This is a genomic window from Pseudomonas sp. R1-18 (genome assembly GCF_051132095.1).
GTDB lineage: Bacteria > Pseudomonadota > Gammaproteobacteria > Pseudomonadales > Pseudomonadaceae > Aquipseudomonas.
Genome location: NZ_CP071658.1, coordinates 2,387,643 through 2,409,769 on the forward strand (window position 1 = coordinate 2,387,643; position 22,127 = coordinate 2,409,769).

The following is a 22,127-nucleotide window of genomic DNA, read 5'->3' on the forward strand; positions in this document are numbered from 1 at the left end:
CATGACTGAATCCATCATCGGTACATCGCACCGCCGTATCGACGGGCGTCAGAAAGTCAGCGGCGAAGCGCGCTACGCGGCCGACCACCCACTGACTGGCATGCTTTACGCCTATGGCGTCTACAGCACCATCGCCAGCGGGCGGATCGTTGCCATCCACGACCAGCAAGCGCGAGCTATGCCTGGCGTGGTCGACATCTTCCATCACAATAACTGTCCCGAGCTGCACCGCACCCCTGACACCGCGCTGAGTTTCGCCTCAATGCTCTCGGCCAGCAAAGCCGATGAGCACCGGCTGCCGTTCGAGGACGATCGTGTCTACTACCCCGGCCAGTTCGTGGCACTGGTGGTCGGCAAGACGTTCGAACAGGCACGCGCCGCGGCCTACGCGGTCAAGGTCGACTATGCCGAGACACAGCCGGTCAAGAGCCTGGCCGAAGGCATGCGCAAGAACGGCGTCAAGGACGGTGGAGCAGGGCACACCCGTGGCAATCCTGACGGCGCTTATCTGAGCGCGGCGCGCAGCATTGACCAGACCTACACCACACCGGTGGAAGTCCATAACCCGATGGAAATGCACGCCACCACCGCCTACTGGCAGGACGGCAAGCTGTACCTGTATGAAAGCACCCAGGGTGTGGTCAACCATCGCAATTTCATGGCCAACGTGTTCGACCTGCCACCAGATCGCGTCGAAGTTCGCGCGCCGTTCATTGGTTCGGGGTTCGGCAGCAAGCTCTGGCCATGGCCGCATTCGGTAGCCGTATGCGCAGCCGCCAAAGTGACCGGGCACCCGGTGCAGTTCATGCTGCCCAGGCCGCAGATGTTCACCACCGTCGGCCACCGCCCGGAAACCCGCCAGCGCCTGCGTCTGGCGACCGATGCCACGGGCAAACTGGTCTCGGTCCGCCACGAGTCGTTCAACAGCACCTCGGCTCTGGACGACTACACCGAAAGCTGCGGCGGTGTGACCAAGAGCCTGTATTCATGCCCCAACGTACTGGTCTCTCATCGAAACACCCCGGTCAATCGCGGTACGCCTACCTCAATGCGCGCACCAGGCGCCGCACCGGGTCTGTTTGCCCTGGAGTCGGCCATTGACGAGATGGCGCTGGCCGTGGGCATGGACCCGCTGGCGTTCCGCAAGCTCAACCTGGCGGAGAAAGACGAGAGCCAGAATCTGCCGTGGTCCAGCAACCATCTGCCTGAAGCTATCGATCAGGCGGCCGAGCGCTTCGGCTGGCATGCGCGCAATCCCGCTGTCGGGTCGATGCGTGACGGCGATGAAATCATCGGCTACGGCATGGGTGCCTGCAACTGGGAGGCCTACCAGGTGCCGACCGAAGCACGGGTGATCCTGCGCGCCGACGGAACGGCGCTGGCGCAATGCGGCCTGCAGGACATCGGCACCGGAACCTACACCATCGTTGCCCAGACCGTCAGCCAGATCACCGGCTTGCCGCTGGACAAGATCGAGGTGGAGCTGGGCAGCTCGTCGTTCCCGTCGGGGCCGGTTTCCGGAGGATCGTGGGTGACTGCCAGCGTCATGCCGGCCGTTGCCGGCGCCACTCGTGAAGCGCTCAAGGTGCTGCGCGGTTACGCGGTGGGCAAGGGCGGCGCGTTCGCCGATCAGGACGGTGAGACCTTGGGCGTGGAAAACGGCCAGCTGGTGAAAGGCGAACAGCGTGTTGCGTTCTCGGAGATTCTGCGCAGCAAGCGGCTGGCCCGTGCCGAAGGCAACTTCCATAGCGACATGAACAAGGACAAAGAACATTCGTTTCGTTCGTTCGGCGCGCATTTCGTTGAAGTGCGCTGGGACCCGGGCATTTCAAGCCTGCGCGTTGCCCGAGTGGTCAGCGCCATCGACGTTGGCAAGGTGATCAATCCGCTGGCGGCGCGCAATCAGGTTGAAGGCGCGATTGTCATGGGAATCGGCATGGCGATGTTCGAGGCCGGTGAGTTCGACCCGCGTAACGGTCTGCCGGTCAACAACAACTACGCCGAATACGTGGTGCCGGTGCATGCTGATCAACCGGAAATCGATGTGCTGCTGCTCGACTACCCGGATTACAAACTCGGTGAGTTCGGCGCTCGCGGCATCGGTGAAATCGGTGTGACCGGGCTGGCCGCCGCAGTTGCCAACGCTGTGTACCACGCCACGGGCAAACGGGTGCGTAGCCTGCCGATCACCAAAGAAAAACTGATGGCGGGGTTGTAATGCGTGGCGTGAAAAAGACTCCTCGGCGAGGGCCGCGCGGATGAAACAACTGGACTTGCAAGTGATTCAGCAGGCCCGCGACTGGCTGGCCTCAGGCAAGCCAGTCTGGTTGTGCACGGTGCTGTCCACGTTCGGCTCGGCACCGCGCGGGCCCGGGGCGATGCTTGTAGCGCTGGACAACGGCGAGCACCGTGGCTCGCTGTCGGGCGGCTGCGTGGAGGACGACTTTCTGGAGCGTCTGGCCAGTCGGCAGTTCGATACGCTCAACCAGGTGGTGCGTTACGGCGAGGGAGGCCTGGCGCCGGCCCTCGCCTTGCCTTGCGGAGGCGTGCTCGATGTACTGGTCGAACATTTCGCGCCAGGACCTGCCAGCGAGGAACATCTGACGGCCGTTGAGCAGGCGCTGTCCGGCCGGCAACGGGTCGTTCGCCAGGTTCGTCTTGGCGCTTCGCAACGCAGCCTTCGTCCGGCGGTCAACGGCGAACCTCGCGTTGAGCGGGCGGGTGACGACATCGCGATCCGCATGGGCGCGGTATTCCGGCTGCTGCTGGCCGGTTTGTCACCAGTGGCCGAGTATTGCGCCAGCTTCGCCGTGGCGCTGGGCTATGAGGTGATCCTCTGCGACCCGCGCACTGAGGTGACCGCCGGGTTTTCCATGGCTGGCGTAGAAGTGCGTGACGTGCTGCCAGCGGTGTTCATCGAGCAGGGCGGTTGTCATGGGGCAACCGCGGTGGTGGCGCTGACTCACGACCCGCGGCTGGACGACCTGACCATGCTCGAAGCGGTGCGTACCGAGGCGTTCTACATCGGTGCGATGGGATCACAGCGCACCAGTCATAAACGCCGCGAGCGACTGGCCAAAATCGGCGGGCTGGACGCTCTGGCGCTGGCACGGATTCACGCACCGATCGGCCTGAACCTTGGCAGCAAAACGCCTGCGGAAATCGCCCTCGCGGTGATGGCGGACATTTTGCGCGAGGCCAACGGCGTCGCGCGCAGCGAGCTGTGAAGCATGAGCAGCTTCACGTGGAACGATACGTTTCCTGGCAGGCCTGAGCCAGGGCTTGTCTGGTATCGGCATCCCGCAGCACGCCGGCATCCTCTGTCTGCAGTACCTCACAATGCAGCTGATTGGCGGCGATCACGGCCCTGGCGCCTTGATCGCCTTGCAGCGTGACCAGCTCCGGCCAGAAGTTTCGGCCAATGATCACCGGATGACCGCGCTGCCCGGCATGCACTGGCAGAGCGATGCGGCGCGGATCTGCCATCGAAGCCAATTGCCGCAGAGTGTCGGGCTTGATCCACGGCATATCGGCCAGCAACACTGCGGCCGCGCTGGCGGCTGAATCCTGCAAGGCTCTGATACCGCAAGCCAGACTATGGCCCATGCCAAGGTCTGCATCGGCGCAGCGTACTATCTGCACGTCGGGAGAAAGACCAAGAGCCTGCGCGTCATCGTCAGGGCGCAATACCACCCATGTTTGTGGGAATGCAGCCTGCGCATTCTCGACGCTGGCTTGCAGCAGGCTGCGGCTGCACGGCAGCAGGGCACGGCGTTTGTCGCCGGCGAAGCGCCGACTGCGGCCAGCCGCCAGGACCAGGCCGAACACTTCAGAGGTTGTGCTGTCTATGCTGGTCACTCCAGGACCTTCTGATGGATAAAGGTCTTTCAACAATGCCTGATTTCGCGGCCGCTTGCAGCGGCGCTACGTATTAAAGAGGTTTCAAGTGGACAATCATATCCGCCCAGTCGAACTGGAAAAGGCCTACCGGCTGCTGAACCACGGGCCGACGGTGCTGGTATCTTCGAGTCACGAGGGTACGCACAACGTGATGTCCGCAGCCTGGGCCTGTGCCCTGGACTTCTCGCCGCCGAAGGTGACGGTCGTGATCGACAAGATGACCCGTACCCGCAGTCTGGTGGAAAAGAGCGGCTACTTTGCGCTGCAGGTGCCCAACCTTGGGCAACTGGAGTTGACCCATCAAGTCGGCACGCAAAGCCTGATGTTCACGCCGGACAAGCTTGAGCAGGCCGGCGTCGAACTGTTTCGCATCGAGGGCCACGATACGCCGCTGGTGGCCGGCTGTTCGGCATGGCTGATCTGCAGGGTGATCCCCGAGCCGCATAACCAGTCGACCTATGACCTGTTCATTGGCGAAGTGGTCGGCGCGTGGTCGGATGTGCGGGTGTTTGAAGACGGTCACTGGAAATTCGAGACTGCCGACCCGCAGCTGCGCAGCCTGCACTACGTGGCTGGCGGACACTTCTACACCATTGGCGACCCGGCGGTCGTCGAGACCGGCGAAGAATGAAAAAGGGGAGCGCAACGCTCCCCGATTTTCGGCGCGGTCTTTTATTTGCGGTCGCGCCAGACGGTCTGGGCATTGCAGAACTCCCGGACGCCGAAGTGCGACAGCTCACGACCGAATCCGCTTTTCTTCACCCCGCCAAATGTAACGCGTGGGTCTGAAGCGCTGTAACCGTTGATGAATACGCCACCGGTGTCCAGCTCGGCGGCCATCTGCTCGGCAAGCTCCAGGTTGCGCGTGTAGATCGTCGCCGTGAGACCGAACTCGCTGTCGTTCGCCAGCTGCAGGGCATGGCCCGCGTCCCGCGCCGTAATGATCGAGGCGACAGGGCCGAACAGTTCCTGCTTGAAGGAAGTCATCTGATCGGTAACGTTGCCCAGCACGGTCGGCTGGTAGTAATTGCCGTTTCCGTCAGCCTTGCTGCCGCCCAGCAACAGAGTCGCGCCTTGTTCCAGCGTTGCCTGGACCTGGCCGTCGAGCTCATCGCGCAAATCGAAACGCGCCATCGGGCCGATGTAGGTGGCTTCGTCTGCCGGGTTGCCGACCACCAGCTTGCGGGTGGCCTCGACGAACTTTTGCGTAAAGGCTTCGACGACACTTTCCTCGACGATTAAACGTTTGGCGGCAGCGCAGACCTGACCGGTGTTCTGATAGCGACCGATGACCGCTGCCTGCACGGCTTCGTCCAGGTCGGCATCGGCGAGCACGATGAATGGGTCCGAGCCGCCGAGTTCCAGTACGCACTTCTTCAGCGCGGCACCGGCCTGCGCGCCGATAGCGGTACCGGCGCGAACGCTGCCGGTGAGCGTCACGGCGGCAATGCGCGGGTCGGCTATGGCACGGGAAACACCTTCGGGTGTGACGTTGATTACGTCGAACACGCCTTGCGCAAAGCCGGCTCGCACGAAGGCATCGTGGAGCAAGTAAGCACAACCCATCACGTTGGGCGCATGCTTGAGCACGTAAGTGTTGCCGCTGATCAGTGCCGGAACCGCGCCTCGCAGCACCTGCCAGATCGGGAAATTCCAGGGCATCACCGCTAGAATCGACCCCAACGGACGGTACTCGATGCGTGCCTTGTCATCCGGCACCTGCGTCGCCTCGGCGCTGAGCATGGCTGGCCCATTCGCCGCGTACCAGTCGCATAGCTGGGCGCATTTTTCCACTTCGCCACGGGCCTGTGTGATGGGTTTGCCCATTTCCAGAGTAATCATCTGCGCCATGGCTTCAGCGTCGTCGCGCAGCGCCTGACCCAGGGCGATCAACATACGGGCACGTTGCTCGGCGCTTTCGCGGCGCCATAGGGAGAAACCAGTGGCGGCGCGTGCCAGTGCCGCGTCCAGCGCCACGTCGGATTCGAATGGATATTGCCCGACCTGCTCGCCGGTGGCCGGGTTGATGGAGACTGCATGGGTGGTGGCTGAGACACTGGTCATGACGTCATCCTGCGTTGATTGACAATGCACCCAGCCTATCTGCATGCTCACATTTCAGAAACTGAATAATATTGAGCATAACGTTCACGTCTGGAGAATGAATTGAATCTGGTCCAGCTGGAGATTTTCAAGGCGGTGGCCGAGCAGGGCAGCATCAGCGCGGCTGCGCAGCTCATCCATCGAGTCCCCTCGAACCTGACTACGCGCATCAAACAGCTGGAGAGTGATCTGGGCGTGGAGTTGTTCATCCGCGAAAATCACCGGTTGCGGCTGTCCCCGGCGGGCTGGAATTTCCTCGACTACGCCCGCCGGATTCTCGCCCTGGTGGAAGAGGCGCGCGTGGCGGTTTCCGGCGACGAGCCGCAAGGGCCTTTCGCTCTGGGCTCCCTGGAAAGTACAGCCGCCGTAAGGATTCCCGCGTTGCTGGCGAGCTACAACCAGAAGTACGCCAAGGTCGAACTGGACCTGACTACTGGTCCGTCAGGGGCGATGATCGATGGCGTTCTGGCGGGGCGTCTGGTCGCCGCGTTCGTCGACGGCCCTGTACTGCACCCCGCGCTGGAAGGGATGCCAGTGTTCGAAGAAGAGATGGTCATCATTGCGCCACGTAATCACGCACCGGTGGCGCGGGGAGGGGACGTGAATGGGGAGAGCATCTACGCTTTCCGGGCCAACTGTTCGTATCGCCATCACTTTGAACGCTGGTTCAGCGACGACGCCGCAGTGCCGGGCAAGATCTACGAGATGGAGTCCTACCACGGCATGCTTGCCTGCGTCAGTGCCGGCGCGGGTCTCGCGCTGATGCCGCGCAGCATGCTGGAAAGCATGCCCGGCAGCGCGACCGTGAGCGTCTGGCCGTTATCGGAGAACTTCCGCCTACTGCAAACCTGGCTGATCTGGCGCCGAGGAACCGTCTCGCAAAGCCTTGCCCGATTCATCGAGCTGCTTGATGAGCAGGCGGGCATCAACCAGCAATCACATTAATACCACCCCTATTTACAGTTATTAATTACCAACCCTAAATCCGCGCAAAGTTAATAGCGTTCTCAGGTGCAAGAGCGGACCGGGCGGCGCTACGCTTGTCCCCGAAAATCCCGTCCCGGCGCAGGAAGTGAAAGGGCTGCGCCATGGCCTTCGCGGACAGGGCCGCTCCTACTGGCTCAATGCGGTTGTCCGCTCACAGACAACCGCGCTCTTGTGGGAACTCAGGTCTTGAACTTGCGAACCAGACCATCCAGTTCGCTGGACAACGCCGCGAGGCTGTTGGAGTCGGCGCGGGCGGAGTCTGACAGTTCGGCGATCAGCTGCGCATCGCCATGAATCTGGCTGATGTGGCGATTGATATCCTCAGCCACCTGATGCTGCTCTTCAGCGGCGGTAGCGATCTGGGTATTCATGTCGCGGATCACATCCACCGACTCGCGGATTTGCCCGAAGCTGCTGCGGGCCTGGCCGATTTTGCTGACCGATTGCTGCGACACTTCCAGGCTGGCGTGCATCTGATGCGCGACTGACGCAGTGCGTTTGGCCAGATTGCCAAGCAGGGTGTCGATCTCCGCAGTGGAATCGGCAGTCCGCTTGGCGAGGGCGCGCACTTCATCGGCAACCACCGCGAAGCCGCGACCCTGTTCGCCGGCGCGCGCCGCTTCGATGGCGGCGTTGAGGGCCAGCAGGTTGGTCTGCTCGGCGATCGAGCGAATGGTGTCGAGAATCGACTGAATGCCGTTGCTGTCTTTCTCCAGCTGCGTCATGTCTTTGGCCGAACGTGCGATTTCTTCGCTGAGCTGGTCCACACTGCGCACCGCATCGTCGATCTGCCGCTGGCCTTCACGCGCTTGCTGCTGGCCGCTGTCCGCGCTGTCCGCAGCCTGGCTGCAGGAGCGCGCAACTTCGTTGGACGTCGCCACCATTTCATGGAAAGCGGTGGATACCATGTCCACTGCCTCGCGCTGACGGCCCGCGGCTTCAGCCATGTCATTGGACACGCGTGTGGAACTGCGCGATGCCTCAAGAATCTTGCCCGCCGCTTGACCAATATGCTGGATAAGACTACGGATCGCTGACAGAAACTTGTTGAACCATCCGGCCAGTTGCGCGGTTTCATCCTTGCCACGCACCGGCAGGTTTTGCGTCAGGTCGCCTTCGCCCTGAGCAATGCCTTCCAGACCGCTGGAAACGCTATGGATCGGGCGCACGATCACACGGGCAAAACTTGAGCCTACGATGGCGAAGATCACAGCCAGCACCGCGGCGATGATCGCGATCAGCCAGGTCAGGCGGGTGGCATCGGCCATGACTTCTTCCTGCTTGATCAGGCCGATGAAATTCCAGCCCAGCTCGTCGGAAGGGTAGACGTTGGCCATGTAGCGCTCGCCCTGGAGCGTCACTTCGACGAACCCGCCCGGCGTGCGCGCCAGATCAGCAAAGCCGTCGCCGAGCTCGCCAAGCTTCTTGAAATTGTGCTCAGGCTGTTTAGGGTCGACCAGCACAGTGCCGTTCTTTTCCATCAGCATCAGGTAGCCGCTTTCGCCCAGCTTGATCTGCTTGACGATATTGGTCAGTTGCTTGAGCGAGACGTCGATGTTCACCACGCCGCCGGGGTTGCCCAGCTTGTTGGGTATCGCACGGATGGTGCTCACCAGCACCGAGTCGTCTCCGGCCCAGTAGTACGCGTCACTGCGCACGGTCTTGCCAATGTTGGCCATCGCGGTCTTGTACCACGGCCGCACACGCGGGTCGTAGTTGCTCATCTTTGGATCTTCCGGGGTCATGACGTAGCTGCCATTGACCAGACCGTAGGAAACGAAAGAGTAGGCGGGGTGCGCCTTGGCAATGTTGGCGAACAGCTCGGTAGCGAGGCGATCGTTTTCCGACTGCGCGGTGCCGGTGGCACCCATGTAATTACGGAAGTCATCGCCCGCTCCGGCGACCAGCGGATGGGAGGCGAGGTAGTTCACGTTCTGGGCGATGCCATCGAAGAACAACCGCATGGCATTGTCGACCTGGCGTATCTCGCGGCCGCTGCTGTCGACGAATCCATCCGTTGCATCCTGGCGCAGGTTCACGATCACAATCGCGGCCACGACTATGATGGGCAGCGACGCGATCACTGCGAAGGCCCAGGTCAGTTTTTGTTTGATGTTCATGTGAGCTCCGGAATGCTGGCGGATGCCAAACGTCGAGACTGCGAGGAAATGCAGTCCGTACCCTCAGGGGATCACTCGCGGGATGTCTGATGGTGTACGTAATAAGCTTCGGCGCGCACTGATGCTTCTTTAACCAGGAGACAGGCGTTTCGTCGGCTATGGGCGGGGCCTCGATCGGGCCTGGCGGATTTCACGGGCGGCGGTCGGCAGCGCTGAAGCGGCGCGAATGTGAAGGCGCCGTGAAACTATCGGGATGCGTCAACGCTCGCACCGGCCAGATTCTTTTTCAGGCCGCGCAGATTCATCGCGCACAGCGTCAGTTCCAGAACAATCAAAGCGTACGCTTCGGCGTGCAGGCCCCAGATCACCCACAGCACATTGCTGAGCATGAAGCACCAGAATGCAAGCATGCGGCGTTTGGCGCGTTGCGAGCCGATGTACCAGGCAGCGACGACGGTAATCACCATCGCCGGCCATTGCACTATGTCGATGTAGTCCATCCTGAAATATTCCCGACGCGCCTTGGTTTATCCGACGTTGAACAGAGCCGTGCTGGCCGTAAAGGTTCACTCGGAGCGGGCCGGTGCCGTTCGTCAGGTCCGATATGGATCAGGCTGAACGATGGCCTTGATCGGCATGACAGATAACGGGTAGGCCCTAAAAGGCTTGCATGTTTTCGATGCACCTTGCCGGGCGGGTCAGCCCGCCGACGGGGGACGTAACTCAAGGAGACTGCAATGACTGATTACCCAAGACCACCGTTCCCGAAACAAAACCAACCCGTTCCAGGCGTGCAAAGCCGAATGGATCCTTACCCTGATTGCGGCGAAGAGAGCTATAAAGGCTCGGGCCGCCTGCAGAACAAGATTGCGCTGATCACCGGCGGTGACAGCGGAATCGGCCGCGCCGTGGCCATCGCGTTTGCACGCGAAGGCGCCGATGTCGCGATCTCTTACCTCGACGAGCATGAAGACGCCGAAGAAACCGCGCGCTGGGTCAGGCAGGAAGGCCGTCAGTGCCTGTTGTTGCCAGGCGATCTGGCTCAGAAGCAGCAGTGCGAAGACATCGTCACTAAGACCGTCGAGCAGTTCGGTCGCATCGATGTGCTGGTCAACAACGCGGCATTCCAGATGACCCACAAGACCTTCGAGGAAATCTCCGACGAGGAGTGGGTGCGGACCTTTGATATCAACATCACGGCCATGTTCCGCATCTGCCAGGCCGCAGTGCCGCACATGGCGTCGGGCAGCTCGATCATCAACACCAGTTCGGTGAACTCGGACATGCCCAAGCCGACTCTGCTGGCCTATGCGACCACCAAAGGTGCCATTGCCAACTTCACCGGCGGACTGGCGCAGATTCTGGGCGAGCGCGGCATTCGCGTGAACAGTGTCGCGCCCGGACCGATCTGGACGCCGCTGATAGTGGCCACCATGCCCGAGGACGAAGTGCAGAGCTTCGGCAGCCAGACTCCGCTTGGCCGCCCTGGCCAGCCGGTGGAAGTTTCGCCTATCTATGTGCTGCTGGCTTCGGATGAGGGCAGCTACATCTCCGGCACCCGCTACGGTGTAACGGGCGGCAAGCCGATTCTCTGACGGCCTGCTCTGTGCGGGCGTACCCAGCCTGGTCGCGTACCGGCAGGGTCGCCCGCTCGACCTTTGCTCCCGCTGTTTTCGCAAATCGCCTTGACCCGCCCGGGTCTGCGCCGTCTAAATGTCAGCTCCCGCAGCTTACCCGTCTACGATCCACATCCTTCAGGAGATCGCCATGTATCCCGACGTCCAGCTTTTCATCGATGGTCAATGGCGTGCGAGCCGCGACGGCCGCACGCTTGAGGTGTTCGAACCGGCAACCGGCAATGCCCTCGGCACCGTGGCCCATGCCGGAATCCCCGATCTGGACGAAGCGCTGGCAGCGGCGGAGCGGGGCTTTGCCGTCTGGCGCGCCACCTCGGCCTACGACCGCTACAAGATCATGCAGAAAGCCGCGAATCTGGTGCGCGAGCGGGCCGACAGCATCGCGCGCATCATGACGCAGGAGCAGGGCAAGCCGCTGACCGAGGCTCGGATGGAAGCACTCTCAGCCGCGGACATCATTGACTGGCTGGCCGAAGAGGGCCGCCGCACTTACGGCCGTCTGGTGCCATCGCGCAATCCGGCTGTCGAACAGAAGGTCATCAAAGAGCCGGTCGGCCCGGTTGCGGCCTTCACGCCCTGGAACTTCCCGATCAACCAGATTGTGCGCAAGCTGTCTTCGGCGCTCGCGGCGGGCTGTTCGATCATCGTCAAGGCTCCCGAGGAAACGCCGGCATCGCCCGCCGAGCTGATCCGCGCCTTTGCCGATGCGGGTGTGCCGGCCGGCGTGATCGGCCTGGTCTACGGCAACCCTGCGGAGATATCCAACTATCTGATCCCGCATCCGGTGATCCGCAAGGTGACCTTCACCGGTTCCACGCCCGTGGGCAAGCAGCTCGCAGCCCTGGCGGGCAAGCACATGAAGCGCGCGACCATGGAACTGGGCGGCCACGCGCCGGCGCTGGTATTCGACGATGCCGATCTGGACCTGGCGGCGCGGACGCTGGCCATGGCCAAGTTCCGTAACGCCGGGCAGGTCTGCGTATCGCCGACGCGCATTCTGGTGCAGCGCGGCGTGCTGGAAGCGTTCACTCAAAAGTTTGTCGGGCTGACTCGTGAAATCAAGGTCGGCAACGGGCTTGAGTCGGAGACCACAATGGGGCCGGTCGCCAACGAGCGTCGTATCCCGGCGTTGACCGATCTGGTTGAAGACGCGGTAGCGTCGGGCGCGACAGTGGCTGCGGGCGGCAAAGCCATCGACGGCCCGGGTTACTTTTTTGCGCCTACCGTGCTGACTGGGCTGACCAGTCAGATGCGCATCATGAGCGAAGAGCCGTTCGGCCCGGTCGCTCTGGTGGTGCCGTTCGATACAGTGGAGGAAGCCATCAAAGAGTCCAATCGCGTTCCGTTCGGGCTGGCATCCTATGCTTTCACCACTTCTATGAAGACGGCTCAGGCACTGAGCAACGGCATCGAAGCGGGCATGCTCTCGATCAACCATCAGGGCATCGGGTTGCCGGAGATTCCATTCGGCGGGATCAAGGATTCGGGCTATGGCTCGGAGGGCGGCACCGAGGCCATTGAGGCTTACCTCAACACCAAGCTGGTCACGCAGTACAACTGATACCGGCCACGTGAATATCGCGTGAATGTTGCATGAGTAAAAAAAACGGTCGCGAGGATGTCCCTGGCGACCGTTTTTTATTGGCGACGGGTTCAGTCCTTGGCCTGAAGGCCCGTCTGGCGCATCACCAGATTTTTCTCCTTCTTGTACTGCAAGGCGACTTCCGGTGCCGGGCCGCTCTGGCCGGTTTCCATCCATTTGCGCAGGCGGCTGGCGTCGGCGAAGTGCGTGTACTTGCCAAACGCATCGAGGATCACCACCGAAACCGGGCGGTTGGCCATGGTCGTCAGCAGCACCAGGCAATGCCCGGCCTGATTGGTGAAGCCGGTCTTGGTCAGGCGAATGTCCCAGTGTTCCTTGCGCACCAGATGGTCGGTATTGCGAAAGCCCAGGGTGTAGGCGGGCTTGCGAAAGCTGACGGTTTTTTCATCGACGGTGCTCAGCTCGCTGAGCATCGGGTACTTGCGCGCCGCCAGCACCAGTTTGGTGAGGTCGCGCGCGGTCGATACGTTGTAGACCGACAGACCGGTAGGCTCGACATAGGCCGTGTGCTTCATGCCCAACGCCTTGGCCTTGGCGTTCATCGCCAGAATGAACGCCGGATAGCCGCCCGGGTAGCTGTGAGCCAGGCTGGCGGCCGCGCGGTTTTCCGAAGACATCAGCGTGATCAGCAGCATATCCTTGCGGGTCAGCTGACTGCCAAGCTTGACGCGCGAGAACACGCCTTTCATTTCCGGTGTCTGGGAAATGTCGACGGTGATGTACTCATCCATCGGCAGTTTGGCGTCCAGCACCACCATGGCGGTCATCAGCTTGGTCACCGAGGCAATGGGCACGATGACGTCGGGGTTGCTGGAATACAGGACCTTGTCAGTCTGCAAGTCGATGACCATCGCACTGCCCGATGCCAGATGCAGGTTGGCCGGATCGCGGTTAAGCGCAGGCGCTTCGTTTGCCAAAGTAGCGGTGGAAAAACTCAGGCCGGTCAATGCAAATACCAGGGCCAGAAATGGCAGACGGTTTTTCAAGAACAATGCTCACACGATCGAAGTGCAGTCGCGCACGGGAATGTAGGGGAAAACACCGCATTCTAGGATCACGCTTCGAGCAATGTCGATGGGGTGAGTAGGGTGTTTCGTCATTAACTGTCAGAATGTTCGTCCCATTAAGTTGCAGTTAAGTAGGAAAGTTGCTCCGGCCTTTACAGCCGTTTCGATATTCGTGGTATCCGGGGCGCTCACCGATTAGCATCCCATGCCGTGACAAGCCAACGAGTCAAGCCATCGGGTAAGGAGTGGAGCAATGCTCAAGGGGTTCATCGGCAAGGATTACGTCGTCATGGTAATCGCTGCCTCACTGGTTGCCGTGCTGCTGCTGGGCGCAGGCTTTTTTTCAAGGCCGGCGGACTGGGCCGGCTGGGTTCAGGCCATCGGTCTGATCGTCGGCATCATGGTGGCCGTGGTGGTGCCGAGCATTCAGCGCAGGCAGGAAGCACAGATCGCCCACCTGCAACGCCGCGAGCGCGAAATCGGTTACGCGCGTCGCATGCAGTACCTGTGCGGGGAACTGAGCGAGTTGCAGGGCCGTATCAACCTCAACCTCAATCATCTGCGCGCGACCGACCGGCACCGTCTGCAGCACACGTTGCAGGATTATCTCCACCGTCTGTTCGAATCGCACAAGCATGATCTGAATGACGATCGTGTGGTGCTGGCCCACGAATTGCGCCAGGTCGCCAATGATCTGATCGACGAACTGGAAAGCGGGCGCACTGACCGCGTGGTGTTCATGGCACTGGAAAAGCGGCTGCAAAAGCTGGCGCACCGTTGCCAAGTCAATGCCGCCATGGCCGAACGCCTGTAAGCGCCGGTCGACCGCCAGCCGCCCATAAAAAAGCCCGCTTCAAGGAAGCGGGCAAAGGTTGTGCGGAGCAACGCACGAGGAGCGCGGGGTTCGTAAAGCAGTCAGCTGTTCAGAGCACGGGCCTGCAGGCGTTCGGACTGTTTCCGGGCGTCAGGCAGTGAATCGAACGGGCCGGTTACCGGCTCGCCGTTCTGCACCAGATACCAGCAGGCCAACAGGCCGCGTTCTCTGAGTTGAGCCGGGACGGCACTGCCAACCACGGACATGATCTGAACCTTATTCATGACTGCCTCCAACAAACTATGCCGCCACTCTAAGGCGATGCGGTCTCGGGCAGAAATCAACGTTCTCGATAGTGGTCATTGATAATAAGAACTAGGCGGCGGGCGCAGAGCCACGTGGCGAGCCCGCGGGCAATAAAAAACCCCGCCTGGCGAGGGCGGGGTTCAGTGGCTGTTACCAGCGATCGTGGCGGTCGTGGCGATAGTAGCCAGGTGGAGGTCCGTAATAGACCGGACGAGGCGGGGCGTACCGACGGTAGTAAACCGGTGGCGGTGCCGGGTAGCGCTCGACAACCTCGTAAGCCGGCTGGTAGTAGACCGGAGGTGGCGGTGGGGCGTAGTACACCGGTTGCTGCTGCACGTAAACCGGCTGACGCTCCACGTAGACCGTCCGGTCACGGCCGGACGAAACCGCCGCTCCGACCACCGCGGCACCGACTATCGCCCCGACCACAGCAGGGCCGCCCCAGCCGCGATCCGCGTTGGCCTGACCCGCAAGCGCCAACGCACCAATAAACAACGCAATCCTGGGAATATGACGAATCATGACTGTTCCTCGACTCTCAACCCGTTGTCGCCGGCCTGCACTAACCTCAAGCACTGCCACGGGATAACTTATAAGACATCCTTTCCGGAAAAAACTGCGGAGCCATTGAGTAAAGTTTGTGTAAGGTACTTATGAAGCTACCGGGCGACTTTCCCACGCAGGTGGCCAGCTCTGGCCGGAGGCGAGTTTACGCCTGCTTCACAGAATTAATCCATTACCGTTGAGGAGGAACACATGCCGGTTACTGCAAGCCGCGAAACACGGTTGTGCATGTCGATGGCGGCACGCCCGGGCAACTTCGGCGTCCGTTTTCATAACCATCTGTACCAACAGTTGGGGCTGGATTTCTACTACAAGGCATTCGCTCCCAATGACCTGGCGGCGGCCGTCGCCGGTATTCGCTCACTGGGCATTCGCGGCTCTGCCGTGTCCATGCCATTCAAGGAAGACTGCATTGCTCTGGTCGACGAACTTGATCCGTCGGCGGCGGTGATCCAGTCGATCAACACGATCGTCAATACCGACGGCCATTTGAAAGCCTACAACACCGACTACATCGCCGTGGCGCAGCTGTTGGACAGTCACGCCGTGCCGCGCGGCTCGTTTGCGTTGCGGGGCAGCGGCGGCATGGCCAAGGCGGTCGCATCCGCGATGCGGGACGCGGGCTTTACGGACGGTCTGATCGTGGCGCGCAATGAGCGCACCGGGCGCGCGCTGGCGCAGGCTTGCGGGTTTCGCTGGCAAGCGGAGCTGGGCGACGAGCACCCGCAGTTGCTGGTCAACGTCACACCATTGGGCATGATCGGCGCTCAGGCTGAAGAGCTGGCATTCGAGCTGTCAGCCATCGAAGCGGCGCAGACTGTCTTCGACGTTGTGGCAACACCGGCCGAGACGCCGCTGATCAAGGCCGCGCGGCAGTTCGGCAAGCGGTTGATCACCGGCGACGAAGTGGCGGCGATTCAGGCGTTGGAGCAGTTCGTGCTCTACACCGGCGTTCGCCCGACCCAAGAGCAGTATCTGGCGGCAGCCGAATTCGCTCGCAGCTGAGTGCGAAGCGGCTTATTCGAGGCGCGCCAGGCGCTCTTCAAGCGCTGCAACGCGCGCTTCGAGTTCGTCCAGCCTGCTGGTTTCCGCTGGCGACGAAGCCGGGCGAGTGTCCGAATGCGTACGGCTGGCGAGCAGAGCCTGCAAATCCCGAGGCTCACCGCAACGATGCATGTAGCGGTCTTCGCGCTGGCCGGGCTGACGTGGCAAAAGCACTGCCAGCCCATGCCCGATCAGGCGCTCCAGCTGGTGGACGACCTGCTCGGTGTCTTCGAAGTCATGCATGCGCTGGCTGCGGGTCAGCAGTTCGTTGACCGTCTGGGGGCCTCGCAAGAGCAACAGTCCGCACAGAATCAGCTGCGCCGGCACCAGCTCAAGGTGCTTGTCCATACGCTGCTCCCAGCGATCGGCGCGGCTGCCCATCACCAGGCGAGTGAGGCCTTGACCTTCCAGGCTGCGCAGGGCCTGACCCACCTCGCCCTGATTCAGGTTCATTACCGGGTCGCGGCTGGTCTTCTGGTTGCAGGCCAGCACCAGTGCGTTGAGTGTCAGCGGGTAGGTTTCCGGGTTCGTGGCTTGCTTTTCGATCAGACAACCCAGAACGCGTACCTGAACGGCGCTCAGTTGCAGCGGCTGGGCGTCATCGGACACGTCGGTGTCCGCTGGCGAATCGGAGGCGGGAAGCTCGATGGTCATGATGCGCTCGCAGGACAGTGGCGGGTTGCCAGCCTAGGGCGTATGGCGGATTATTTCCAGCCTTTGATCGCGCGTTTGCGTTGCGCGCCAAAACTCTGCCGCCAGATGCTCGTCGCGCGTCTATAATCTGCTCCTTTGAAAATCAGGAGCTACCATGTCCATTTCCCTGTACGCCGCATCCATCCCCGTGTTCCAGCAGATGCTCGATGCTTTGAGCGAAATTCTGGTCAAGGCCGACGCGCACGCCACAGCGAACAAAATTCAGCCCGAAGCGCTGCTGCAGGCTCGTCTGTATCCGGACATGCTGCCTTTCACGCGTCAGATCCAGATTGCCGTGGATTTCGCCAAAGGTGCCTCGGCACGCCTGGCAGGCATGGAAGTGCCCAAATATGACGATACCGAAACCAGCTTCGCCGAGCTGCAGGCCTTGCTCGCCAAGACCCTGAGCTTTATCGGCGGCATCGCGCCCGATCAGGTGGATGGCAACGAAGGCATCGAGATCGTGCTGCGCCCCGGCACCGACAAGGAGCGCCGCCTGAACGGTCAGGACTACTTGCTGCGCTACGCCTTGCCGCAGTTCTTTTTCCACGTCACGACCGCTTACGACCTGCTGCGCCACAACGGCGTCGCGATCGGCAAGCGCGATTACATGGGTAAATTCTAAAATTCCAGGCCCGCGTCGGTAAAAAGCTGGTTGCGGGCACTTTCGGCTATCGCAATGATGCCGGGGTGCCGAACCTTGCGTTCTACCGTAATAGCGTAGAACGACTCGGTCACCGCATCGGTCTGTCCAAGGACCTCCACCCCGTACTGGCTCCGCACCTCGTCGGCGATCACGCTGGGGGCCACGAAAATGCCGCTGCCCGACTTGCCGAAAGCTTTCATTAGCGCGCTGTCGTCGAACTCGCCAATGATACGCGGCTGGATTTTCTGATCGGCGAACCAGCGCATCAGACGGCCTCGCACCACTGTGTCCTGTCCGGGAATCAGCAGTGGTGCGCCGTGAAGGCATTGCGGAAACGGCATATCGAGCTGCTGCGCTACGTCCCGCGTCGCGAAAAAGCTGATGCCGCATTCCCCAAGCTTCTGGCTCAGGCCTTTGATGTCCAGGTGAGGCGGCATCGGGCTGTCGGAAATCACCAGATCCAGGCGCTGGATCGCCAGATCCGCGAGCAGGCGTTCAAGCTTGTCCTCTCGGCAGGAGATGCGAATGGGCTGCTCGATGACCATTGTCGGCGCGATCAGCCGATAGACGATCGACTTGGGCACCACATCCGCAACGCCGATCCGGAACAGTAGCTGCTGTTCACCGGCCTGGGAGCGCAGCACATTCTCCAGTTCGCTACCCAGTTGGAACATCTGCTCGGCGTAGGGCAATGCCTGTCGACCGGCTTCGGTCAGTTCAAGCTGACGGCCGACGCGCTGAAACAGATCGACACCCAACGAGCGCTCCAGCTGGCTGAGCTGGCCGCTGATGGTCTGTGGGGTGAGATTCAACTGTTCGCAGGCCCGCACGATGCTGCCGGTCTTGGCCACGATCCAGAAGTAGTGAAGCTGTCGGTAATTGAGCATAAGAGCCAACACATCGTTAAAACCGAAGTATAGCCTTTAAAAATGCGAATTTTCCTGATGGTGATGGCGCTTTAGACTGCTGCGCTAACGCCGGTTCGCTCGGCTCGGTAATAGAGGGAAACATGTTCAAACCCGTTTATGCATTGATGCTTGCCGGTTCTCTGCTAGTAATGGCTGGTTGCGATCAGGTCGAGTCGTCGTCCAGACAGATGCTGGACACTGCGGCAGAGTCGGCAAAACAGGTCATCGACGACACCCATAAGGCGGCCGTTCAGGCGCTGGATGAAGCCAGGCAAGACATGTCGGTTCTGGAGCCTGAGTCCAGACCGGAGCCTGCCGACGAACAAGCGCCTTCCAGTCGCGACATCTAACGTGCACCCCTAAAGGCTAAGGCAGGACATCACTATGGAATATCTGTTGGAACTTGCGACCAGCCCCGCAGCGTGGGTCGCGTTGGCGACACTGGTCGTCATGGAAGTGGTACTTGGCATCGACAACCTGATTTTCATCTCTATCCTGACCAACAAGTTGCCGGAACATCAGCGCCCCAAGGCGCGGCGTCTGGGTATCGGCATGGCGCTGATCATGCGTCTGGGTCTGCTCAGCACCGTGGCTTACATCGTGCAGCTTACCGCTCCGGTGTTCGAAATGTTCGGCCAGGCGTTCTCCTGGAAGGACATGATCCTGATAGCCGGCGGCCTGTTTCTGGTGTGGAAGGCCACGACCGAGATCCACCACAGCATGGACGTCAAGACCGAGGAAGAGAAAACCCTGGCCTCGACTGTGTCCCTGAGCATGACGGCCGCCATCGCGCAGATCCTGATGCTCGATCTGGTGTTCTCCATCGACAGCATCATCACGGCAGTCGGCATGACCGAGCACCTGCCGATCATGATCATCGCGGTGGTCTCGGCGGTCGTGGTGATGATGGTGGCGGCCGATCCGCTGGCCAAATTCATCAACGACAACCCGACCGTGGTGATGCTGGCTCTGGGCTTCCTGATCATGATCGGCATGACGCTGATTGCCGAAGGATTCGGGGCGCACGTACCGAAGGGCTACGTTTACGCTGCGATGACGTTCTCAGCCGTAATCGAAGGCCTGAACATGCTGGCCCGGCGCGCCAAACGGCGCAAGGCTGCAGCCAGGGCCTGATCAGCGGTCAGCGCTGAGCGACGTTGAATGAAAACGCCCAGCCTCGGGAACCCGGGGCCGGGCGTTTTGCTATGTGCGGTTTCACTGTGTAAGGAATGCGGATCAGTGCACACCGGCCGGACGTGCCTTCGGATGTCTGCGTTTCTTTACAGGCGGCTCAGGCTGCGGTGACTGGAAGTTACGGTGATGGTGGCGCCTGGAGATCCGCAACACGCCCCAGAGCATGGCGCATGCGACCGCGAGCCACGAAGCGATCAGCATCACGATAGTCATTCCAAGGCTCATACATGCCTCCACTTTTACTGCTGTGTGTTGCAGTCTTGATAACTGACAGTCTAGTACCGGGCATGTTTCCGTTGGTTGACCAATGGCATCGGGCTATGACCGATTTGTTCTAATCCCTCGCTGCAACCGCATTGGAAGTGCTATCCGCAGGGCTTGGGCCGCTCTATCATCGTGGTCCGGTTCGAGCGGGGCTCGACGTCTGTGGAAGTGAGTCAGCATGTTGCGCATTTATTCTTCATTCAACTCCGCCCGCCGCAAGTATTCACTGTGCCTCGGCGCATTGATGCTGGCTCTGGCGGGCTGCGCTTCACCGCTGCCACCGGAAATGAAGCGCCTGCCAGATCGGGTACAGCTCAACTCAGTGCCGTTTTTTCGCGGCAATGCTTACCAGAGCGGGCCGGGGACGCTGGCCAGCATGCTTGCCAACCATCAGGTGCAGATCACGCCGGGTTTGCTGGACAAGCCGCTTGAGCTGCCCGGCGCCGAAGACCGTCTTGAGCAGAGCATGTCGAAGGTGGCGCGTCAGTATGGTTTTCTTGTCTATCCGCTGGATCAGGATCTGACGGCTTTGCTGCTTCAGGTTTCCGCGGGCTACCCGGTCATGGTGCGCTACACGGACGGCAGTGCCTGGTGGAAAGGCCCGCGCTACGCGACGCTGGTTGGCTACGACCGCCTCAAACAGACGGTGCTGCTCAACGCAGGCATGAGTCGCCGCGCGCCGATGAGCTTCAGCGATTTCAACGCGGCGTGGAAAGAGGCCGGCGGTTGGGCGGTTCTGATCCAGGGGCCAAGGCAGTTGCCTGCGGATGTGGACGCCCAGCGTTGGCGCCACGCCGCGAACGAGTTGTCTGAGGCCGGGCAGGAACAAGCCGCAGGGGAGGCGGTGAAGACGCTTGGGCGCCAGGGCGTTAAATGAATTAACCAGCACTGAGTTAACTAGGCACGGAATTGATCGGCGTCGGCATGAAGAGCGGTGCCATTGTCACGGCACCGCTCGCGATACGGATCAGCGTCAGAAGCCCAGGCGGTCGCGCAGGCTGTAGTACCAGGCGCCCAGCGCCGTAAGCGGAGTGCGCAGCATTTGCCCGCCGGGGAAGGGGTAGTGAGGCAGATCGGCGAACGCATCAAAACGCTCGGCCTGCCCGCGTAGCGCTTCGGCGAGCACCTTGCCCGCCAAGTGGGTATACGTCACGCCGTGGCCACTGCAACCCTGCGAATAATAGATGTTGTCGCCTAGCCGCCCGACCTGCGGCAGACGCGACAGGGTCAGCAGGAAGTTGCCGGTCCAGGCGTAGTCAATCTTCACGTTCTTGAGTTGCGGAAAGGCCTTGAGCATCTTGGGCCGGATGACCGCTTCGATATTTGCCGGATCCCGCGCGCCGTATACCACGCCACCGCCAAAGATGAGACGCTTGTCGGCGCTCAGGCGGTAATAGTCCAGCAGGTAATTACAGTCTTCAACGCAGTAGTCCTGCGGCAGCAGCGTTCTGGCAAGCTCCGCGTCGAGTGGCTCGGTGGTTATGACCTGGGTCCCGCAGGGCATGGACTTGGCGGCCAGTTCCGGCACCAGATTACCCAGATAAGCGTTGCCCGCCACGATGATAAATCGGGCGCGCACGCGTCCCTGGGCCGTGTGGACAACAGGGTTCGCGCCGCGCTCGATGCGGATCGCCGCCGACTGCTCGTAAATGACGCCCCCGAGCGATTCCACCGCGGCCGCTTCGCCGAGCGCCAGGTTGAGCGGGTGGATGTGGCCGCCGCTCATATCGAGCAGCCCGCCGATGTACTGGTCGCAGGCCACGACTTCACGGATGCGGCGCTTGTCCATCAGTTCAAGCTGCGTATGGCCATAGCGCTCCCAGAGCCGTTGTTGCGCCTCAAGATGCGACAGCTGCTTGCCAGTTAGCGCGGCAAATACGCCGCCATCCTTCAGGTCGCACTGGATGCCGTAGCGCGACACCCGGTCGCGGATGATGCTCGCGCCTTCGAAGGCCATCTGGCCCAGCAACTGAGCCTGGCGCGGCCCGACGGTCCTTTCGATGACGTCGATGTCCCGGCTGTAGCTGTTGACGATCTGTCCGCCGTTGCGGCCGGACGCGCCGAAGCCGACCCTGGCCGCTTCCAGAACAGTCACCTTGAAACCGTGCTCCAGCAGAAACAGGGCGCTGGACAGGCCCGTATACCCGGCACCGATCACGCACACGTCGGTCTCGACTTCGCCTTGCAATGCCGGGCGTTCAGGTGCGGGATTAGCCGAGGCGGCGTAGTACGACTGCGGATAAGGGGTGTTGGCCATCCGGTGACTCCGTTTAATATTCTTGACGTTCGCGCCGATGCTACCGCAAGTGCGATGCGCCTGCCAGTCGTCAAACTATT

Annotated in this window: 23 protein-coding genes and 1 pseudogene; 12 read left to right on the forward strand and 12 right to left on the reverse strand. The window is 61.3% G+C overall.

Translation table 11 applies throughout. The features are described from left to right. Position 1: 1 nt before the first annotated feature. Positions 2-2,218, forward strand: a complete 2,217-nt coding sequence (locus tag J3P77_RS11135; protein ID WP_434681754.1) for a xanthine dehydrogenase family protein molybdopterin-binding subunit — start codon at positions 2-4, stop codon at positions 2,216-2,218. 40 nt (positions 2,219-2,258) lie between these two features. Further along, the gene (locus J3P77_RS11140; protein WP_434681755.1) at positions 2,259-3,227 is read left to right on the forward strand and encodes an XdhC family protein; all 969 of its coding nucleotides are present in this window, start codon (positions 2,259-2,261) and stop codon (positions 3,225-3,227) included. A gap of 13 nt (positions 3,228-3,240) precedes the next feature. Here J3P77_RS11140 and J3P77_RS11145 read toward each other — a convergent pair whose 3' ends face one another. Next, positions 3,241-3,858: a nucleotidyltransferase family protein gene (locus J3P77_RS11145; RefSeq protein WP_434681756.1), complete on the reverse strand. Its 618-nt coding sequence runs from the start codon at positions 3,856-3,858 to the stop codon at positions 3,241-3,243. A gap of 88 nt (positions 3,859-3,946) precedes the next feature. Here J3P77_RS11145 and J3P77_RS11150 point away from each other — a divergent pair, with 88 nt between their 5' ends. After that, positions 3,947-4,531, forward strand: coding sequence for a flavin reductase family protein (locus J3P77_RS11150; protein WP_434681757.1), 585 nt, complete (start codon positions 3,947-3,949; stop codon positions 4,529-4,531). Positions 4,532-4,572: 41 nt separating this feature from the next. Here J3P77_RS11150 and J3P77_RS11155 read toward each other — a convergent pair whose 3' ends face one another. Beyond that, the gene (locus J3P77_RS11155; RefSeq protein ID WP_434681758.1) at positions 4,573-5,964 is read right to left on the reverse strand and encodes an aldehyde dehydrogenase family protein; all 1,392 of its coding nucleotides are present in this window, start codon (positions 5,962-5,964) and stop codon (positions 4,573-4,575) included. Between the two features lie 102 nt (positions 5,965-6,066). Here J3P77_RS11155 and ptrR point away from each other — a divergent pair, with 102 nt between their 5' ends. Then, positions 6,067-6,948 (forward strand): putrescine utilization regulator PtrR, encoded by an 882-nt coding sequence (gene ptrR, locus J3P77_RS11160; RefSeq protein WP_434681759.1) that lies wholly within the window; start codon positions 6,067-6,069, stop codon positions 6,946-6,948. Positions 6,949-7,169: 221 nt separating this feature from the next. Here ptrR and J3P77_RS11165 read toward each other — a convergent pair whose 3' ends face one another. The 3 genes and pseudogenes from J3P77_RS11165 to J3P77_RS11175 form a co-directional block, all read right to left on the reverse strand. Further along, positions 7,170-7,937 carry a methyl-accepting chemotaxis protein gene (locus tag J3P77_RS11165; protein ID WP_434681964.1) on the reverse strand — a complete coding sequence of 256 codons (768 nt, stop codon included), beginning with the start codon at positions 7,935-7,937 and terminating at the stop codon, positions 7,170-7,172. 138 nt (positions 7,938-8,075) lie between these two features. Continuing rightward, positions 8,076-9,110: pseudogene (locus tag J3P77_RS11170) on the reverse strand (cache domain-containing protein); the annotation flags it as partial. Positions 9,111-9,355: 245 nt separating this feature from the next. Further along, positions 9,356-9,610 carry a hypothetical protein gene (locus tag J3P77_RS11175; protein ID WP_434681760.1) on the reverse strand — a complete coding sequence of 85 codons (255 nt, stop codon included), beginning with the start codon at positions 9,608-9,610 and terminating at the stop codon, positions 9,356-9,358. Between the two features lie 237 nt (positions 9,611-9,847). On the opposite strand from J3P77_RS11175, the gene J3P77_RS11180 reads away from it, so the two are divergent. Then, entirely contained in the window at positions 9,848-10,705 is an 858-nt protein-coding gene (locus J3P77_RS11180) for an SDR family oxidoreductase (protein WP_434681761.1), read from the forward strand. Positions 10,706-10,877: 172 nt separating this feature from the next. Beyond that, positions 10,878-12,308 carry an NAD-dependent succinate-semialdehyde dehydrogenase gene (locus tag J3P77_RS11185; protein ID WP_434681762.1) on the forward strand — a complete coding sequence of 477 codons (1,431 nt, stop codon included), beginning with the start codon at positions 10,878-10,880 and terminating at the stop codon, positions 12,306-12,308. A gap of 92 nt (positions 12,309-12,400) precedes the next feature. On the opposite strand, the gene pbpG is transcribed toward J3P77_RS11185, so the two are convergent. After that, positions 12,401-13,336, reverse strand: coding sequence for a D-alanyl-D-alanine endopeptidase (gene pbpG / locus J3P77_RS11190; protein WP_434681763.1), 936 nt, complete (start codon positions 13,334-13,336; stop codon positions 12,401-12,403). A 274-nt stretch (positions 13,337-13,610) separates the two neighbouring features. On the opposite strand from pbpG, the gene J3P77_RS11195 reads away from it, so the two are divergent. Continuing rightward, a complete protein-coding gene (locus J3P77_RS11195; RefSeq protein WP_434681764.1) occupies positions 13,611-14,171 on the forward strand; it encodes a hypothetical protein in 561 nt (186 codons plus the stop codon). 101 nt (positions 14,172-14,272) lie between these two features. On the opposite strand, the gene J3P77_RS11200 is transcribed toward J3P77_RS11195, so the two are convergent. Together J3P77_RS11200 and J3P77_RS11205 are read right to left on the reverse strand one after the other, a co-directional pair. Then, the gene (locus tag J3P77_RS11200) at positions 14,273-14,455 is read right to left on the reverse strand and encodes a hypothetical protein (protein WP_434681765.1); all 183 of its coding nucleotides are present in this window, start codon (positions 14,453-14,455) and stop codon (positions 14,273-14,275) included. A 172-nt stretch (positions 14,456-14,627) separates the two neighbouring features. Then, positions 14,628-14,999 carry a hypothetical protein gene (locus J3P77_RS11205; RefSeq protein ID WP_434681766.1) on the reverse strand — a complete coding sequence of 124 codons (372 nt, stop codon included), beginning with the start codon at positions 14,997-14,999 and terminating at the stop codon, positions 14,628-14,630. 234 nt (positions 15,000-15,233) lie between these two features. On the opposite strand from J3P77_RS11205, the gene J3P77_RS11210 reads away from it, so the two are divergent. Further along, positions 15,234-16,046, forward strand: coding sequence for a shikimate 5-dehydrogenase (locus J3P77_RS11210; protein ID WP_434681768.1), 813 nt, complete (start codon positions 15,234-15,236; stop codon positions 16,044-16,046). Positions 16,047-16,058: 12 nt separating this feature from the next. Here the strand turns inward: J3P77_RS11210 and J3P77_RS11215 are convergent, their stop codons facing one another. Then, a complete protein-coding gene (locus J3P77_RS11215; protein WP_434681770.1) occupies positions 16,059-16,739 on the reverse strand; it encodes a YceH family protein in 681 nt (226 codons plus the stop codon). 154 nt (positions 16,740-16,893) lie between these two features. Between J3P77_RS11215 and J3P77_RS11220 the strand changes: the two genes are divergently transcribed. After that, positions 16,894-17,403, forward strand: a complete 510-nt coding sequence (locus tag J3P77_RS11220; protein ID WP_434681772.1) for a DUF1993 domain-containing protein — start codon at positions 16,894-16,896, stop codon at positions 17,401-17,403. On the opposite strand, the gene nhaR is transcribed toward J3P77_RS11220, so the two are convergent. Further along, positions 17,400-18,311: a transcriptional activator NhaR gene (nhaR, locus tag J3P77_RS11225; protein WP_434681774.1), complete on the reverse strand. Its 912-nt coding sequence runs from the start codon at positions 18,309-18,311 to the stop codon at positions 17,400-17,402. The two genes, J3P77_RS11220 and nhaR, sit on opposite strands and share 4 nt — an antisense overlap. 122 nt (positions 18,312-18,433) lie before the next feature. Between nhaR and J3P77_RS11230 the strand changes: the two genes are divergently transcribed. Next, positions 18,434-18,682 carry a hypothetical protein gene (locus tag J3P77_RS11230; protein ID WP_434681776.1) on the forward strand — a complete coding sequence of 83 codons (249 nt, stop codon included), beginning with the start codon at positions 18,434-18,436 and terminating at the stop codon, positions 18,680-18,682. Between the two features lie 34 nt (positions 18,683-18,716). After that, positions 18,717-19,466, forward strand: a complete 750-nt coding sequence (locus tag J3P77_RS11235; RefSeq protein ID WP_434681778.1) for a TerC family protein — start codon at positions 18,717-18,719, stop codon at positions 19,464-19,466. A 102-nt stretch (positions 19,467-19,568) separates the two neighbouring features. Here J3P77_RS11235 and J3P77_RS11240 read toward each other — a convergent pair whose 3' ends face one another. Further along, positions 19,569-19,751: a hypothetical protein gene (locus J3P77_RS11240; RefSeq protein WP_434681780.1), complete on the reverse strand. Its 183-nt coding sequence runs from the start codon at positions 19,749-19,751 to the stop codon at positions 19,569-19,571. 217 nt (positions 19,752-19,968) lie between these two features. Here J3P77_RS11240 and J3P77_RS11245 point away from each other — a divergent pair, with 217 nt between their 5' ends. Continuing rightward, positions 19,969-20,667, forward strand: a complete 699-nt coding sequence (locus J3P77_RS11245) for a peptidase C39 family protein (protein WP_434681782.1) — start codon at positions 19,969-19,971, stop codon at positions 20,665-20,667. Between the two features lie 96 nt (positions 20,668-20,763). On the opposite strand, the gene J3P77_RS11250 is transcribed toward J3P77_RS11245, so the two are convergent. Next, positions 20,764-22,047 (reverse strand): NAD(P)/FAD-dependent oxidoreductase, encoded by a 1,284-nt coding sequence (locus J3P77_RS11250; protein WP_434681784.1) that lies wholly within the window; start codon positions 22,045-22,047, stop codon positions 20,764-20,766. Between the last annotated feature and the right edge of the window lie 80 nt (positions 22,048-22,127).

What these genes read in the sequence shown, in the direction of transcription:
- J3P77_RS11230 (WP_434681776.1), top strand. Translation starts at nt 18,434, where the DNA reads ATGTTCAAACCCGTTTATGCATTGATGCTTGCCGGTTCTCTGCTAGTA.
- J3P77_RS11180 (WP_434681761.1), top strand. Translation starts at nt 9,848, where the DNA reads ATGACTGATTACCCAAGACCACCGTTCCCGAAACAAAACCAACCCGTT.
- J3P77_RS11215 (WP_434681770.1), bottom strand. Translation starts at nt 16,739, where the DNA reads ATGACCATCGAGCTTCCCGCCTCCGATTCGCCAGCGGACACCGACGTG.
- J3P77_RS11140 (WP_434681755.1), top strand. Translation starts at nt 2,259, where the DNA reads ATGAAACAACTGGACTTGCAAGTGATTCAGCAGGCCCGCGACTGGCTG.
- J3P77_RS11250 (WP_434681784.1), bottom strand. Translation starts at nt 22,047, where the DNA reads ATGGCCAACACCCCTTATCCGCAGTCGTACTACGCCGCCTCGGCTAAT.
- J3P77_RS11135 (WP_434681754.1), top strand. Translation starts at nt 2, where the DNA reads ATGACTGAATCCATCATCGGTACATCGCACCGCCGTATCGACGGGCGT.
- J3P77_RS11220 (WP_434681772.1), top strand. Translation starts at nt 16,894, where the DNA reads ATGTCCATTTCCCTGTACGCCGCATCCATCCCCGTGTTCCAGCAGATG.
- J3P77_RS11245 (WP_434681782.1), top strand. Translation starts at nt 19,969, where the DNA reads ATGTTGCGCATTTATTCTTCATTCAACTCCGCCCGCCGCAAGTATTCA.
- J3P77_RS11200 (WP_434681765.1), bottom strand. Translation starts at nt 14,455, where the DNA reads ATGAATAAGGTTCAGATCATGTCCGTGGTTGGCAGTGCCGTCCCGGCT.
- J3P77_RS11205 (WP_434681766.1), bottom strand. Translation starts at nt 14,999, where the DNA reads ATGATTCGTCATATTCCCAGGATTGCGTTGTTTATTGGTGCGTTGGCG.
- J3P77_RS11235 (WP_434681778.1), top strand. Translation starts at nt 18,717, where the DNA reads ATGGAATATCTGTTGGAACTTGCGACCAGCCCCGCAGCGTGGGTCGCG.
- J3P77_RS11165 (WP_434681964.1), bottom strand. Translation starts at nt 7,937, where the DNA reads ATGGCTGAAGCCGCGGGCCGTCAGCGCGAGGCAGTGGACATGGTATCC.
- nhaR (WP_434681774.1), bottom strand. Translation starts at nt 18,311, where the DNA reads ATGCTCAATTACCGACAGCTTCACTACTTCTGGATCGTGGCCAAGACC.
- J3P77_RS11155 (WP_434681758.1), bottom strand. Translation starts at nt 5,964, where the DNA reads ATGACCAGTGTCTCAGCCACCACCCATGCAGTCTCCATCAACCCGGCC.
- J3P77_RS11175 (WP_434681760.1), bottom strand. Translation starts at nt 9,610, where the DNA reads ATGGACTACATCGACATAGTGCAATGGCCGGCGATGGTGATTACCGTC.
- J3P77_RS11210 (WP_434681768.1), top strand. Translation starts at nt 15,234, where the DNA reads ATGCCGGTTACTGCAAGCCGCGAAACACGGTTGTGCATGTCGATGGCG.
- J3P77_RS11185 (WP_434681762.1), top strand. Translation starts at nt 10,878, where the DNA reads ATGTATCCCGACGTCCAGCTTTTCATCGATGGTCAATGGCGTGCGAGC.
- J3P77_RS11195 (WP_434681764.1), top strand. Translation starts at nt 13,611, where the DNA reads ATGCTCAAGGGGTTCATCGGCAAGGATTACGTCGTCATGGTAATCGCT.
- J3P77_RS11240 (WP_434681780.1), bottom strand. Translation starts at nt 19,751, where the DNA reads ATGAGCCTTGGAATGACTATCGTGATGCTGATCGCTTCGTGGCTCGCG.